Raw genomic sequence first — 13,919 nt, 5'->3', positions numbered from 1 at the left:
GCCCCGCAGCTCCGCCCTGCCCCCTCCCCGCTCCGTCCCGCATCCCCGCACGTCCCCGTGCACCCTCCTGGAAAGGCCTTCGCATGTCCGACCTGTTGCGCGCCCCCGCCGAGATCAAGTACGCCGAGGAGCTGGACTGGCTGGAATCGGTCGACGACAACCCCAAGCCCTTCTCCTGGCGGCTGTCCCCGAAGATGATCCGTCTGTTCATCCTGGGCTCCGAGCGGGCCGACGGCCTCGACCGCGAGGTCTCCCAGAAGTGGTTCGGCGACCGCAGCATCGTCGAGCGGGCCATCGTCACCCTCGCCTCGGACCGCGGGCTGCTGCTGATCGGCGACCCGGGGACCGGCAAGAGCTGGCTGGCCGAACTGCTGGCCGCCGCGGTCTGCCGCAACTCCACGCTCGTCGTGCAGGGCACGGCCGGCACCACTGAGGACCACATCAAGTACTCGTGGAACGTGTCCATGGTCATCGCCAAGGGCCAGTCCCGGGAGTCGATGATCCCCTCACCGATCATGACGGCGATGGAGACCGGCGTCATCGGCCGCTTCGAGGAACTCACCCGCGCCACCAGCGACGTGCAGGACGCGCTGATCTCCATCCTGTCGGAGAAGTACATCTCGGTCCCCGAACTCGACAGCGACAGCATCGTCTTCGCCCAGCCCGGTTTCTCGGTCATCGCCACCGCCAACAGCCGTGACCGGGGCGTCAACGACCTGTCCTCCGCCCTCAAGCGGCGGTTCAACTTCGTGCGCATCCCGGTGGTGACCAACAAGAAGAGCGAGGCGGAGATCGTCCGCTTCCGCACCGAGGAACTGCTGCGCCGGCACAGCATCGACCTGGACGTGCCGCCGACCCTGCTGGACGTGCTGCTGCGCAGCTTCTCCGACCTGCGTGCCTCCGCCGCGGCGGCCGGCAGCGACGACGAGAAGCTGGAGTCGGCGCTGTCCACCGCCGAGCAGATCGGCGTCCTGGAGGACGCCGTCCTGCACGGGAACTTCTTCGGCGAGCGCGCCCTGACCGCCCGCACCCTCGCCTCCTCGCTCGTCGGATCGCTCGCCCGCCGCGAGCCCGAGGACCTCGCCATCCTCAACAAGTACCTGCACGGCGTCGTCGAACCGCGGAGCAAGGAAGAGGGCGGCTCCTGGCCGGAGTTCCTCGAAGGCGGGCGCGACGCGATCGCGACCCTGTCGTGAGCGCCGTGGACGAGGGAACCTTCACCGCCCTGCGCGGCCAGCTCCAGCAGGCCGCAGCGGCGTTCGCCGACGGGCCCCGGGCGCTGGAGGGCATCCTCCTCGGCATCGTCGACGACGTCGACCGCGCGGTACGCGAACCACTGGAGATCTTCCCGGTCTGCCACCACTCGCCCGCCTCGGCCCTCGCCATGGCGCGCCGGCTGCGCGAGAAGCAGCCGAAGGTGGTGTACCTGGAGCTCTGCGAGGACATGGCACCGCTGCTGACGGAGCTGCGCAACTGCCGGCTCCCGGTCGCCGTGCAGGCGTACGCCACCGAGGTCGACGGCTTCCCCGCCGAGTGGGCACCGCTGTCGGTCGTCGCCCCGATCACCGAGGCGTCCGCCGAGTACCAGGCGATCGCCTACGCGCTGGACACCCCCGGCGTCGAACTCGTCCTCGTCGACCGTTCCTCCGACCACGTCTTCCAGTGGCGGGAGAACGGCGACGGCACCGCCGAACCGGCCGACGCGGACGCTTTCGTCGAGGAGGAGGCCGCCCTGCACGGTGACGCGGTCGGCGTGGAGATCGGCGACCTGCGCCCCCGCTTCGCCGAACTGGAGGAGCACCTGCTGCGGCACGGCCGGGTGAGGCACTGGTCGGAGTGGTGGCACCAGTACGTGGAACTGCCCCTCGGGGACAGCGACCACGCCACCTACCTCCAGGTGATGCTGCTGATCGGAAGCCTCTTCCGTCGCCTCGCCCCGGGCGACCCGCACCGGGTCCGCGTCGACGAGGACCGCGAGCGTCACATGTGGACGCGGATGCGCTCGCACCTCGCCGCGACCGGCACCGACCCCGCCGACTGCATCTACGTCTGCGGCGCGTTCCACGCGGCCAGCCGGGTGGCGGAGTTCGGCGTGGACGGCGACGACGCCTTCGACATCAGCGCGCCCAGCGCCACCCGCTGGCAGCACGGGCTGATCCCGTCCAGCCACGCGGCGATCGAGGCACAGTTCGGCCTCACCGCCGGTTCGGTGTCCATCGCCGCGACCCAGTTCGCCAAGAACCTCCGGCGCACCCGGGTCGTGCCCTACCGGCTCACCGGGCAGGCCGGCTCCGGCACCGCGAAGAAGGGAGCGCGGAAGACGGCACAGGCGGCGGCGACCGCCACCGCGGCCCTCCCGCCCGGTGGCGCGCCCGCCGAACCCGACAGGCTCACCGGCTTCCTGCAACGGCCCCCGGTCCTGGACCGCCTCGACGAGACCGAACTCCTCGGCTGGTCGGTGGAGATCGTGCGGGCCGCCCGGCGCAACGGCTACCTCGCCTCCACCGCCGACGCCATCGCGGTGTTCGAGACGTCGATCCTGCTGGCCGGCATGCGCGACCGGGCCAAGCCCACGCCGTACGACTTCCAGGACGCGGCGGTCACCTGCATCGAGAAGGACCGTGTGCCGGGCCGGCGCGACGTGCGCCGCCTCACCGAGATCATGCTCGGCGGCGACCGGGTCGGCCGGGTCGGTTACGACGCCCTGCCGCCGCTCGCCCGCGACGTCCACGACCGGCTCGCCCCCCTCGCCCTCAGGCTTCAGCAGCGCGGCGTCCAGCGGGCCCTGCTCGACATGACGTCCCGGCCGGAGCTGGAGCAGTGCTCGGACGTGCTGTGGATGCTCCGTTACCTGATGCCGCACGGTGCCGCGCGTCCCGTCATGGGCGAACGGCGGCTGGGTGAGCGCCCCATCCAGGAGTCGTGGGACCTGGCCCTCGGCACCCATCAGCGGGCCCTCATCGAACTGGGCTACGAGGGCGTCAGCATCGAGCAGGTCCTCGAACAGCGGCTGCGGCGCACCGCCTACGGCCCCCAGGCGACCACGGCGACCGTCCTCGAAGCCGTCGAGGACGCCACCCTCTACCTGCACAGCCGCCGCCTCGCCGACGAACTCGGCCTGCACGCCCTGGAGGTGCTGGCGACCGAACGCAGCGTCGACGGCGCTCCGGAGGTCCTGCGCCGGGCCCGCCGGCTGCTCGGCCACTACCGCACCAGCGAGCCGTCCCTGCCCGCGTGGATCGAGGCCTTCGTCAAGACGGGCTACGCACACTACTGCACCCTGCTGCCCACGGCGTTCGCCGACGACGACGCGAGCGTCCGCCAGGTCGCGGCCATGCTGGGCTTCCTGTTCAGCATGGAGAGCCTCGCGCTGTCCCTCGGCTGCGACCGAGCCCAGCTGGAACTCGCCGTCGCCCAGTCGCATCCCGAGGACCCGGCCAAGACGGCCCTGCTGTGGGCAGCCGAGGCCCAGCTCGGCCGGCTCTCCCGCACCGATCTGCGCGCGCGGTGCGACGCACTGCTCGCCAACCCGCTGGTCGTCCCGGCCTACCCGCGCTACCTCAGCGGGTTCCTGCACGCCCTGGAACCGGTGCCCCAACTGGCCGACTTCGTCGTCGAGGCCGTCTCCCACGCCTTCGCCCGGCTGCCGGATCCGGTGCTGCTGCCCTGGCTGCCGACCCTGATCACCACCCTCCGTGACGGCGGCGACCTCGCACCCCTGCTGATCCGCGAGGCCGGCCGCGTCTTCCCGGGGCGGCTCGCAGCCCTGGACGCGTGGGTCCCGCCCTGGCACGGCGAACCGGCCGCGGAGCCCGCCGGCCCTTCCCGCGCTGGCTCTGCCGGGCGCGGAGCCCTGCCGCTGCTCGCCGCCCACCCCGCCACCTGCGACGCGACGGCGCACCTGCTCGGCTGCGAGGGGACATGGCAGGTGGCGGCGCCGGCCCCCGCAGGCCCCGTGCTCCTCGCCCGCCATCCGCGGACCGCGCAGGCGCTGCAGGTGCTGCTGGGCGGCACGGCACAGTAGTGAGTCACCGCCCCGGCCGGCGGGGAGGAAACGGCCGGGGCACACGGGCCGCGGGGTACCCCACCCCGGGGGCACCGGTCCCGGCCACGCGGCCCCGGCATACTGGATCAAGACAGCCCGGACCGCGAAGCGTGACGGCACCCCGAGGGCCCCGTCGCCGCGTCCGGGCAGGCACTCGCCACCGGCCCGCAACGGCGGAGCCGCGTGGCTCCACCGCGTCGTCAGGCGAGGGCCGCGGCCCCCGCTGGGCGGGGACCGCGGCCGTCGGGGTCGTCAGCAGGGTTTGCGCCAGGTGTCCAGTTCCGGCTTCTTCACCATCGACGACAGCCGCAGCGACCGCGCCTGCGGGCAGAACTCCTCCCGCGGTTCGGAGTACTCCACGTGGAAGACCGCCTTGCCCGCCTTCACGAACGGTTCGAGCCGCCGGCACTCGTCGTACTGGGCGCACTCCTCGTTGACGGCGAAGTCGAAGTGACCCAGCAACTGCGGGATCTGGGGCAGGTCGTTCTTCAGACCCACGGCCAGCCCCCGCTCGTGCGCGATCTCCGCGATCATGCGGTTGTAGCGGAGCTGGTCGGCCGCCGTGAGCGGGAAGCCCGTCTTGTTGCCGTACCCCTCGACCAGGTCCGGCTCCACGGCGTCGAAGCCCTTGTCCCGGCACATGTCGAACCGGCGTTCCATGAGGGGCCGCAGGACCGACACCTTGCGGATGTCCAGCCAGCGTTCGCCGTTCCAGCCGTTGGGCCCACCCAAAACCGACTGCGGGAAGTCGTGCCGGTCGGGGCGGAAGTCCTCCCACGCTCCCACGTTGATGTAGCAGATCACCTTCCTGCCGTCGCGGTGCAGACGGGCCACGTCCGAGGCGGAGTTCTCGAACCCGTCGATGTCGTAGACGGCGGCGTCGACGGAGGGGTCGACCCGCCCGTCGAGCTGCCACTGCCAGGTCAGCCCGGGCCGCGGCTGCCACAGCGCGGCCGTGCGCGGGCCGCCCGCACGGCCGTGGCCGCCGGAGCAGGCGGCCAGCGCCGCGACGAGGGCCAGCGCCAGGGCCGCGGCGACGGGCCGCGCGCCCCGGCTCACCGGTCCGCCTCGCTCAGTGCGGGCGTGAGCCGGGACCACGGGTTGGGCAGCTCTCCCGTCACGGGGCCGCATACGGCGGCCCCCCGCTCGTGCGCGGTCCGCACGGCGAGCGGGACGAGCTGCTCCGGCACCCCGTAGACGAGGTGGCACATCCGGTCCGGTGGCTGCCGCATGGCCCACGACGGGCGGCTGAACGTCGCCACGTACGTGGACCAGTGGCCCTCGAAGGTGACGGTGAGGTCCGCGAGCCGCGCATAGCCCGCAGCCGGGTGCACCCCCGGGTTCAGCACGACCGTCGAGGCACCCAGCCGGCGCACGGACCGCACCAGGCGGCGGCAGGCCGACAGCCCGTCCGGCCCTGCCGTCACCCGGTCCAGGAAGCATCCGTCCGCCGCGTACCACTGCTGATGCCGGCGTACCTCGGCGGTGACCTCTGCCGGGTCGCGCGTGCCGTAGTCCGTGTCGACGTAGCCGATCAGCCGTGCCCCCGCCGCGTGCAGTGCCTCCGCCGCCGCGGCGAACGCCGGATCCGGGGCGGACCCCGGCCCGTTCGCGGGGTTCATCACGACGGCGTAGGTGCGGCTGGCGCCGCCGATGAGGCGCTGCCAGGCTGCCGGGTCCTCCGTCGGATGGACGTACAGCGGGATCAGCAGACTCACCGCGTCCTCGCCGCCTCGGGCGGGTGCGAGCCGGAGCCCGCCGCCTCCCACAGCGCGGCCAGCGACGCCTTGAGGATGTGCTCGGGGCGCCAGCCGAGGGCGTCGCCGGCGGCGGTGATGTCGGAGCACTGCCACGACACCTGGGCGGAGCGCGTGGAACCGCCCCCGCCCTGCTCGGCGATCCGCCCCCGGAACCCGGCCACGTCCGCCAGCGTCCGCACCAGCTCGCGCACCGGGACCGCATCGCCGCCGCTGATGTTCAGCACCCGGGGCAGGCCGCCCGGGGCGGTGGCCGCGAGCACCACCGCCCGGGCCACGTCGCGGGCGTCCACGAAGTCCCGGTGGGCGGACAGGTCGCCGAGTTCCAGGACCGCCCCCGGATCGGCCCCGGCCTCCGCGAGGAGGCCGGCGACCCGGCCGGGCAGGCCGGTGGGCGGGGCTCCCGGGCCCACCGGGTTGCCGACCCGCAGCACCACGGCGTCCAGGCCCGACGCGGTCACCGCCACCGTGCCCGCGAGCTTGGTCGCACCGTACGGGCCGGCCGGGGAAGTGCCCGCCGACTCGGGCACCCGCGTGCCGGGTGCGCCGGGGCCGTACTCGGCGGCCGAGCCGAGATGGACCAGACGGGCCCGGGGCGCCGCCTCCCGCAGCGCCGCGCAGAGCACGGCGGGGCCGCGTGCGTTCACCTCCGCGAGCGTGACGGGGTCCCCGCCGGTCGCTCCCGCGCAGTTCACGACCGCGTCGGGGCCGACCGACGCCAGGGCTCCGGCCAGCTCCCGCGGCCGGTCCGACGCCAGGTCGACGGTCACCTCGGCGGCCGACCGGCCGCCGAGGAGCAGCCGCACGCCCGGACGGGCGCGCAGCTGCTCGACGACATGGCTGCCGAGGTATCCGGTGGAACCGAGAACCAGGATGCGCATGGGGTCTCAGGCTCCCTTGAGCAACAGCGACTTGCGGCTGGTGAACTCGGCGTTGGCCCGGTCGTAGTCGTCCGGACGCCCGATGTCGAGCCAGTAGCCGTCGAACTCGTAGGCCTGCGGGGGCCGCTGCTCGGCGAGCAGGTCCAGCACCAGCTCGTCGAAGCCCAGCGGCAGCCCCGGCGTGTAGGCCTCCAGCGTGGCGCGCGAGACGCCGTAGACGCCCATGGACACCCGGTAGTCGATGCTCGGCTTCTCCGTGAACGCCACGACCTGGCTGGCGTCCGTCGTCAGCACCCCGAAGTCGATGCGGACCTTGCGGGCGTAGGTGGCGATGGTCAGCGGCGCCCTTGACGCCTCGTGGCGGCTCAGCACGTCGGCGTAGTCGAGGTCGGTGAGTACGTCGCCGTTCATCACCAGGAAGTCCTCCGGAAGCCGGTCGCGGAGTGTGAGCAGCGGGCCCATCGTGCCGAGTGGGTTGTCCTCCATGGCGTAGTCGATGCTCATGCCCCACTGGGAGCCGTCACCGACGTAGGCACGGATGATCTCCCCGAGATGGCCGATGGCGATGGTGCAGCTGGTGAAGCCGGCCTTCGACAGCTGGCGCAGCACGATCTCCAGGATCGCGTGCTGGTCCCCGATGGGGACGAGCGGTTTGGGCAGCGCGGTCGTGTACGGCCGCAGCCGGACGCCCTTGCCTCCGGCGAGGATCACTGCGTGCATGGCGTACCTCCTGAGGTGGGTTCCGGTGGATCAGATGTTGTAGATGCCGGTCTTGTAGCGGGCCAGGTTGGACGGCTCGCCGAACCACTCCACGGTGCGGGCGAGACCCTCCTCCAGCGAGTGACCCGGCCGCCAGCCGGTCGCCGCCGTCAGCCGGGACGCGTCGGCGACCAGCCGCATGACCTCGGAGTCGGCGGGCCGCAGGCGCTGCTCGTCCTCACGGACGTCGAGAGGCACGTCCATCACCTTGCCGATCAGGGCGACGAGGTCGCCCACGGAGATCTCTCCGCCCGTGCCCGCGTTGAAGGTGCGGCCCACGACCTGCTCCGCCGGGGCGGACCCCACCGCGAGGAACGCCTGCGCGGTGTCCCCGACGAAGGTGAAGTCGCGTGTCGGGCGCAGATCGCCCAGGGTGATGGTGCGCTCCCCGGCTGCGAGCTGTCCGACGACGGTGGGGATGACCGCCCGCATCGACTGGCGCGGGCCGAAGGTGTTGAAGGGCCGGAGCGTCACCACGGGTGTGCTGAAGCTGGCGTGGTAGCTGTCGGCGAGCCGGTCGCCGCCTGCCTTCGAAGCGGCGTACGGGGACTGGGTGTTGATCGGGTGGTCCTCGGTGATCGGGACGGTCTGCGCGGTGCCGTAGGTCTCACTGGTCGAGGTGTGCACCAGACGCGGCGTGCCCAGTGCCCGCACCGCCTCCAGCACGTTCAGGGTGCCGGTGACGTTGGTGTCCACGTAGCTGTGCGGCGCCCGGTAGGAGTAGGGGATGGCGATGAGTGCGGCGAGGTGGTAGGCGCAGTCGGCGCCTTCGAGCAGTCCGCGGACCGAGCCCGGGTCGCGTACGTCGCCGAGGACGATCTCCACCTGGTCGAGGACGTCGGCGGGCAGCGTCTCCAGCCAGCCGTAGGAGGAGAAGGAGTTGTACTGGGCCATGGCCCTGACGCGGTGCCCGGAGGCCACGAGAGCCTCGGTGAGGTGAGAGCCGATGAATCCCTCGGCCCCGGTGACGGCGGCGAGCGGTGCGGAGGTCAAGACGGGGGGTCCTTTCGTCGATGTCGAACGTGTCGTCGATCGGAGTCGATCCGAGTCGAGTTGATGCGCCCCGAGCCGAAATTCGGCATGGTATGGACTGATTTGAGGCGTTTTGTGTGGTCAAGTCGTGAAGTTGTGTCATATGGACGTGCCGTATTGCCCGTTGCCGGTGGGGTGGCGGGGCCGGCACTCACCCGGCCGGGGTCAGGCGTGCTGTGCGGGCCTGCCGAGCACCCCGAGCGTGCAGACCGCGAGTCCGGCGGCGGCCACACCGCAGGCCACGGGCAGCGCGAGTGCGCCGGGCGGCAGGTGGAGCCAGGTGACAGCCCCGACCGCGACGGCGGCCGGCAGGCACAGCACGGCCGGCGGCCAGGCCGAGCCGAAGGCCTGGAGCAGCAGTGCGGTCCACAGGGTGGCCGCGAGTACCAGGACGGACGGGCCGGAACCGGTGAGCAGTGCCGGGGGGAGCAACAGCAGGAGGTAGACGGACAGGCACCGGCCGAGGACGGCCGTCGAGCGGAGCAGGAACTCCCGGGGCGTCGCGCTGACCCGGAGCGCGGCGACCGACCACCCGCGGTAGCGGTACAGCAGCCACTCGGCGGGGCCCATGCTCAGTGTCAGGGCGATCACCGCGTACGGGTGCCGTAGCCCCTCCAGCATGACGAGAAGGGCGGCGGCCAGGCCGAACAGGCCGTACGGGACCGAGGCGCGCAGGGGTGGCCGCGGGCCATCGGCGGCGGCCGGGGCGCGCAGACCGGACCACAGCACGCGGACGGTGACGGAGAGCGTGGCCAGGAGCGCCAGCAGCGTCAGCCCCGCCCGCGCCGCGGCACCGGGCTCCCACCACAGCGTGGCCGCCGCCCCGCCGACCAGCGGGCTGAGGGCGGCCAGCAGCAGCCGTTCCCGTCCCAGCACCAGCAGCACGCCGGCCGCCGCCAGGTAGAGCGCCTGGGCCGCCGCGACCGCGGTGACCGGACCGCCCCGGGCGGGCACCGCGGCCAGCGCCGTGGACAGCGCCGCACCCATCAGGGACCCGGTCAGCAGGGTGCGCGCGGCCTCCCGGCGACCGGTGACCATCCGCAGGTACGCCCGGTGGCCCAGGGCCTGTCCCCACGCCCAGGACACCACGCCCGCCACGATCAGGACGGGAGCGTACAGGTCCAGGCGCCACAGCGGCGCGGTGAGCACGTACGCCAGGGCCGGTAGCGCGAACAGCAACCCCCGCAGCAGGCAGCGCAGTGTGTCGGGCCGCCAGGGGTCCGCCGGGGCGGGTGGCTCCGGGAACGTCCGCGGTACTCGCTCGTACAGCGCCGACGCCAGTGAGAACAGGTTGGGGTGGCCGTACCGCTCCTTGATCAGGGAGGCGGACAGGCCCTCGGCCTCCAGGAGCGCGGCCACCTCCCAGGGGTGGACCGCGGGGCCGATCCGGTCGGCGAGTTCGGCGGCCAGCGCGTTGACCGCCTCCTCGTCGGGGCCCGGCCGGGGCAGCCGGATCGCCAGGGTGGTCTCGTCCCGGGTCCAGCGCGGGCGGCGGGGCTGCGGGGGCCGGGCCAGCCGGAGCGCCAGCGTGTCCTGCTCGGAGCCCCCGGGTTCGAGGGGCATCGGACCGCTCATCCGGTGAGACTCCCCAGGCCGGCGACGGTCGCTGCGGGCACGAGGATGCGGGTGGGCACCCGCTCCTCGCGGCGCGACAGTTCGTGGTAGATGCCGCGGAAGGTGTCGATGGTCTGCCGCAGCGTGAACTGCTCGATCACCCGCAGCCGCGCCGCCTCGCCCATCGCCCGGCGCCGCACCGGGTCGCCCAGCAGCTCCACCGCCGCGGCGGCCATGGCTTCCGGGTCGCGCGGCGGCACCACCAGGCCGGCGTCGCCGACGGCCTCCCGTACACCGCCCACGTCGGTGGAGACGGTCGCCCGCCCGCACGACATCGCCTCGATCAGCGTGAACGGGAAGCCCTCGCTGATGCTGGACAGCATCACCACGTTCCCCGCGGCATAGGCGTCCCTGATGTCGTCGACGCGGCCCTCGAACGTCACCGCGCCGGCCTGCCCCAACTCGGCGGCGAGCGCCTCGCAGCGTTCCCGGTAGGCCTCCCCGCCCCGTGGAGTCCCGCCGAACAGGCGCAGCCGCACGTCGGGCTGACGGGTGCGGACGATCGCGAAGGCGCGGATGAGCGTCTCCAGGTCCTTGATCGGGTCGACGCGTCCGGCCCAGCTGAGCGTGAGCGTCCCGGGCTCCGGGCCGGCCGGCGGGAAGGCCGCCGGATCGACGCCGTTGTACACCGTCCGGATGGACGCCGGATCGGCGCCGCCCTGTTCCTCCCAGAGCCGGTTGTAGCGGTTGCCCGGTGTGACCAGGGCGGCCTGGCGGTAGCTCTCCTGCGCGAGCAGCCGGAAGAAGCCGAGGACCAACGCCTTGACGGGCCAGCGGTACGGCGCGGTGCGGTAGCCGAGGTACCGCTCGCGCAGGTAGACGCCGTGCTCGGTCAGCAGCAGCGGGACCCCGTGGCGTTCGCGGGCCGCGAGACCGGGCAGGACCGCGACGCCGCCGCTGACGGCGTGTGCGACCCCGGTCTCCGGCGGCGGCGCGGACAGCGGACGCAGGGCGTGTTCGAGCAGGGCGGTTGCGGTCAGCGCGTCGTGCAGTGTCGGCTGTGCCTCCCGGACGGCCAGTCCGGGCCGGTTCCACACGGCGGTCAGGACGGAGATCGCCGCGTCGTCCCGGAGGAAGGGGCTGAGCCGTCCCTCCACCGCGGCCTGGGCCAGGACGTACAGGGAGGGCGCGAACCCGGCCTCGGCGTGCGGGTCGAGCAGCGCGGCGAGGAACTGCCCGTAGGCGTCGGCGAGCCGGTCGCGGGACCGGCCGCGCGGTGGGCGTCCCGGCGGGGCGTCGCCCCACATGGGGACGGACCGCACGCCGGTGACATGGCCCGGCAGGTCCCAGACGACTGGCTCGCGTCCGGTGCCGGTGACGGCGATGACGTCGAAGTCGAGGTCGGGCATGCCGGTGACGAGCTGGTCGCACCAGACACTGACGCCGCCGTGGCTGTGTGGATAGGTGCCTTCGGTGAGCAGGGTGACGCGCGTCGCGCTGGAGCGCCGCGCGCCGTGGTGAACGTGCAAGATGTGCTCCACGGCAAAGGTGTGGGGTCGTCGTGCCGGCCCGGCCGCGTGAGCGGGCTGCCGGGACCGGGCTGCCGGTGCGCCGGTCAGGGCTCCGCGGTCGGGGAGAGCGGTGTGGTGACGCCCTCGGGGATCCGTGTGCGCGGTGCCGGCCGGGCGGCCTTCGTGGAGCTGACCGTCTGGCCTGCCGTGGAGGAGGCGGCGGTGGACGCCGGGAGGGTGAGGGTGAGCGGGGCCGAGGCGGTGGTCTGGGACCGGCCGTCGGCGGTCACCTCGGCCCGCACCCCGTCGGCGCTGCCGGAGCAACCGCCGTGGACCGGGTAGTGGCGTCCGGCCCCGGGGCGGGCGCGGGTGTACGCGTCGACCTGCGGGATGCCGTAGGCCGACGCGTACGCGGCCAGCGCGGCCATCTCGGGGGAGTGCGCTGCGAACGGGTTGCCGTCCGGCAGGACGATCGTCTGGAACCCGGCACGCGGCCGGCCGTCCACGGTGTCGGCCGGATAGCCGGCGTCGATCACCGGCCGGTCGCAGCGGGCGCGGTCGATCTCGGTGTACGGCATTCCCGCGGTGCCCGGTTCGGCGGCGATGGCGTCGGCGGCCGGTCCGCCGTCGCTCACGACGAGTACCCGCAGGTCGATGCGGGGAGCAGAGGTGTCGGCCCGAGCCCCCGTGGCCGGTGTTCCGAGCGCGGTGATGAGCGCGCCCGTGGTGGGCAAGGTCGTGCGTATGGTCCGCTTCATGCGGTGTTGTTCCCTCCCGAGGCAGGGGCGATCACGGCTCCGCGGAGCGGACGCACCCCCACGCGTGACGCCGGCTTCCCCCTCAGAGGCCGGTCGTCGACGCATCCGTCGCGTCACATAGTGAGCTGTCTGTGGAGTTTTCGTGGTTGCGTTGCGAAACCTGACGGAAAAGTGCAGGTGCCCGAGATGAGACCATCCGCCCGTCCTGCGGCTGGGTCCGCCCGCTGTGTGTGCCGGGTGGCCGGTGGTTCCACGGGGCGCTGCGCAGGTCAGGCAGGGGCGTGATGTGCCGGCGGATGGCGGGGGCCCGTCGGTGGAACTTCCATTGGTCCAGACCAATATGACAATCTGTTGTGGCCGGAATCAGCTCACTGCGTCGCCCGGTCGGTTCGTCAGGCCGCACAGGGCGCGCGTCTCGGGCGTGTGGACCGGGGCCGCCGCTGGTGTTCGTGCCGTCGCTGAACTCGGCGTAAAAAGTCGATTTCCGGCCGAGGTGCTCGCCGCGGGGATCACGACGAACCGCCGTCGCCGGGGTGTGCCCCGGCTCCGTCGCCGCGGGGCTGCCACACCACTCCGCCGTCCTGCGGTCCCGTTCGGTCGCGGTGCTGCGGTGCTGCGGTGCTGCGGTGTGACGGGCGGTGCTTCACTCGCGCGGGTGAAGCATCGCCCGCGTTCCGCCCCGCACCGCATGGCCGCCGCGGCGCGGGGGAGAACGCGGGCAGGCGAGGAGCCCGACGCCGGAACGCCGAGGCCGTCCCTCGCGAAGGAGGAGAGAGCACGTGAGTGACGTCGTCTTCACCGCAGACTTCGCCTCCGACCGCCAGTGGGTCGCGGGGCACTCCTGGGCCTATCCAGGCGGCGGGCCCACCAATCCCGGCGACGACAAGCTGGACCACCTCACCCCGGACCCCTCGTACTCGCGCGAGGGCACGTTCCGCGCGACGCGCCGGCCCGACGGCCTCTGGGACACGGGCCTGCTGACCACCGAGGGCAGTGCCGAGGGCTTCATGCTGCGGGCCGGGGACCACCTGGAGACCCGGGTGAGGTTGCCGACCGGGCTGGGTGCGTGGCCGGCGATCTGGACCTGGCGGGACGGCGGCAACGAGGTCGACGTCTTCGAGTACCATCCGGACAACCCGGATCTGCTGGAGTTCACCAACCACGTGCACCGGTCCGGGGGTTACGTCCACGACGAAGCCGTGCGGCCCGGAGCGGTCGCCGACCTGGCCGTGACGTTCGGCAGGCGTGGCGTCGTCTGGTACCTCAACGGGGAGCGGGTCTTCGCCGACGCCCGTGGCGTGGGACTCGGCTGGCACGCCTACCTCATCGTCAACCTCTCGGTGTGCGCCGGCCGCTACCACCCGCCGCCGGACGCCGACACCACCGAGCTGTCCTACGAGGTGGAGCACCTGCTGGTGCGCCGCCCCGCCCACCGGTACCCGGGCGGCTGACGGGCCCGCGCACGCCCGTCGGGCCGGCCGTCCCCACAGGGTCCCCCCTGCCGGTGCGACGGTGGTTCCCCGGCCGGCGGTGCCGGACCGGGCGTCCCCGTGAACACGGTGGTGCGAGGCATCGGCCACCTCACCTCCTGGGGCGGTCAAAGACACGGCCGATCGGGCCGG

At 73.2% G+C, this 13,919-nt stretch carries 10 protein-coding genes and 1 pseudogene; 3 read left to right on the top strand and 8 right to left on the bottom strand.

Annotated features, from left to right (window positions below):
- Window positions 1-83 precede the first annotated feature (83 nt).
- Both I3F54_RS13475 and I3F54_RS13470 read left to right on the top strand, forming a co-directional pair.
- Complete coding sequence (locus I3F54_RS13475) at window positions 84-1,196, top strand: AAA family ATPase (RefSeq protein WP_240118957.1); 1,113 nt, start codon at window positions 84-86, stop codon at window positions 1,194-1,196.
- The gene (locus I3F54_RS13470; RefSeq protein WP_240118956.1) at window positions 1,193-4,024 is read left to right on the top strand and encodes a DUF5682 family protein; all 2,832 of its coding nucleotides are present in this window, start codon (window positions 1,193-1,195) and stop codon (window positions 4,022-4,024) included. The genes I3F54_RS13475 and I3F54_RS13470 overlap by 4 nt, the downstream gene beginning before the upstream one ends.
- A gap of 273 nt (window positions 4,025-4,297) precedes the next feature.
- On the opposite strand, the gene I3F54_RS13465 is transcribed toward I3F54_RS13470, so the two are convergent.
- The 8 genes and pseudogenes from I3F54_RS13465 to I3F54_RS13430 form a co-directional block, all read right to left on the bottom strand.
- The gene (locus I3F54_RS13465) at window positions 4,298-5,104 is read right to left on the bottom strand and encodes an endo alpha-1,4 polygalactosaminidase (protein ID WP_240118955.1); all 807 of its coding nucleotides are present in this window, start codon (window positions 5,102-5,104) and stop codon (window positions 4,298-4,300) included.
- On the bottom strand, window positions 5,101-5,763 hold the full coding sequence (locus tag I3F54_RS13460; RefSeq protein ID WP_240118954.1) for a spherulation-specific family 4 protein: 663 nt from the start codon (window positions 5,761-5,763) through the stop codon (window positions 5,101-5,103). The genes I3F54_RS13465 and I3F54_RS13460 overlap by 4 nt, the downstream gene beginning before the upstream one ends.
- Window positions 5,760-6,683 carry an NAD(P)-dependent oxidoreductase gene (locus I3F54_RS13455; RefSeq protein ID WP_240118953.1) on the bottom strand — a complete coding sequence of 308 codons (924 nt, stop codon included), beginning with the start codon at window positions 6,681-6,683 and terminating at the stop codon, window positions 5,760-5,762. The genes I3F54_RS13460 and I3F54_RS13455 overlap by 4 nt, the downstream gene beginning before the upstream one ends.
- A gap of 6 nt (window positions 6,684-6,689) precedes the next feature.
- On the bottom strand, window positions 6,690-7,403 hold the full coding sequence (locus I3F54_RS13450) for a sugar phosphate nucleotidyltransferase (RefSeq protein WP_240118952.1): 714 nt from the start codon (window positions 7,401-7,403) through the stop codon (window positions 6,690-6,692).
- Window positions 7,404-7,433: 30 nt separating this feature from the next.
- Window positions 7,434-8,435 (bottom strand): GDP-mannose 4,6-dehydratase, encoded by a 1,002-nt coding sequence (locus tag I3F54_RS13445; RefSeq protein ID WP_240118951.1) that lies wholly within the window; start codon window positions 8,433-8,435, stop codon window positions 7,434-7,436.
- Between the two features lie 204 nt (window positions 8,436-8,639).
- A complete protein-coding gene (locus tag I3F54_RS13440; protein WP_240118950.1) occupies window positions 8,640-10,049 on the bottom strand; it encodes a hypothetical protein in 1,410 nt (469 codons plus the stop codon).
- Window positions 10,046-11,557 (bottom strand): GT4 family glycosyltransferase PelF, encoded by a 1,512-nt coding sequence (gene pelF, locus I3F54_RS13435; protein WP_240119016.1) that lies wholly within the window; start codon window positions 11,555-11,557, stop codon window positions 10,046-10,048. The genes I3F54_RS13440 and pelF overlap by 4 nt, the downstream gene beginning before the upstream one ends.
- A 251-nt stretch (window positions 11,558-11,808) precedes the next feature.
- Window positions 11,809-12,297: pseudogene (locus tag I3F54_RS13430) on the bottom strand (hypothetical protein); the annotation flags it as partial.
- 779 nt (window positions 12,298-13,076) lie between these two features.
- Here I3F54_RS13430 and I3F54_RS13425 point away from each other — a divergent pair.
- Complete coding sequence (locus I3F54_RS13425; RefSeq protein ID WP_240118949.1) at window positions 13,077-13,748, top strand: beta-glucanase; 672 nt, start codon at window positions 13,077-13,079, stop codon at window positions 13,746-13,748.
- The last annotated feature ends 171 nt before the right edge of the window (window positions 13,749-13,919 follow it).

This window comes from Streptomyces sp. MUM 2J (assembly GCF_022414535.1).
Lineage (GTDB): Bacteria > Actinomycetota > Actinomycetes > Streptomycetales > Streptomycetaceae > Streptomyces.
This window is presented reverse-complemented; position numbering and strand designations above follow the sequence as displayed.

Excerpts from the sequence above, each read along its gene's own strand:
- I3F54_RS13475 (WP_240118957.1), top strand. The coding sequence starts at position 84 with ATGTCCGACCTGTTGCGCGCCCCCGCCGAGATCAAGTACGCCGAGGAG.
- I3F54_RS13455 (WP_240118953.1), bottom strand. The coding sequence starts at position 6,683 with ATGCGCATCCTGGTTCTCGGTTCCACCGGATACCTCGGCAGCCATGTC.
- I3F54_RS13450 (WP_240118952.1), bottom strand. The coding sequence starts at position 7,403 with ATGCACGCAGTGATCCTCGCCGGAGGCAAGGGCGTCCGGCTGCGGCCG.
- I3F54_RS13440 (WP_240118950.1), bottom strand. The coding sequence starts at position 10,049 with ATGAGCGGTCCGATGCCCCTCGAACCCGGGGGCTCCGAGCAGGACACG.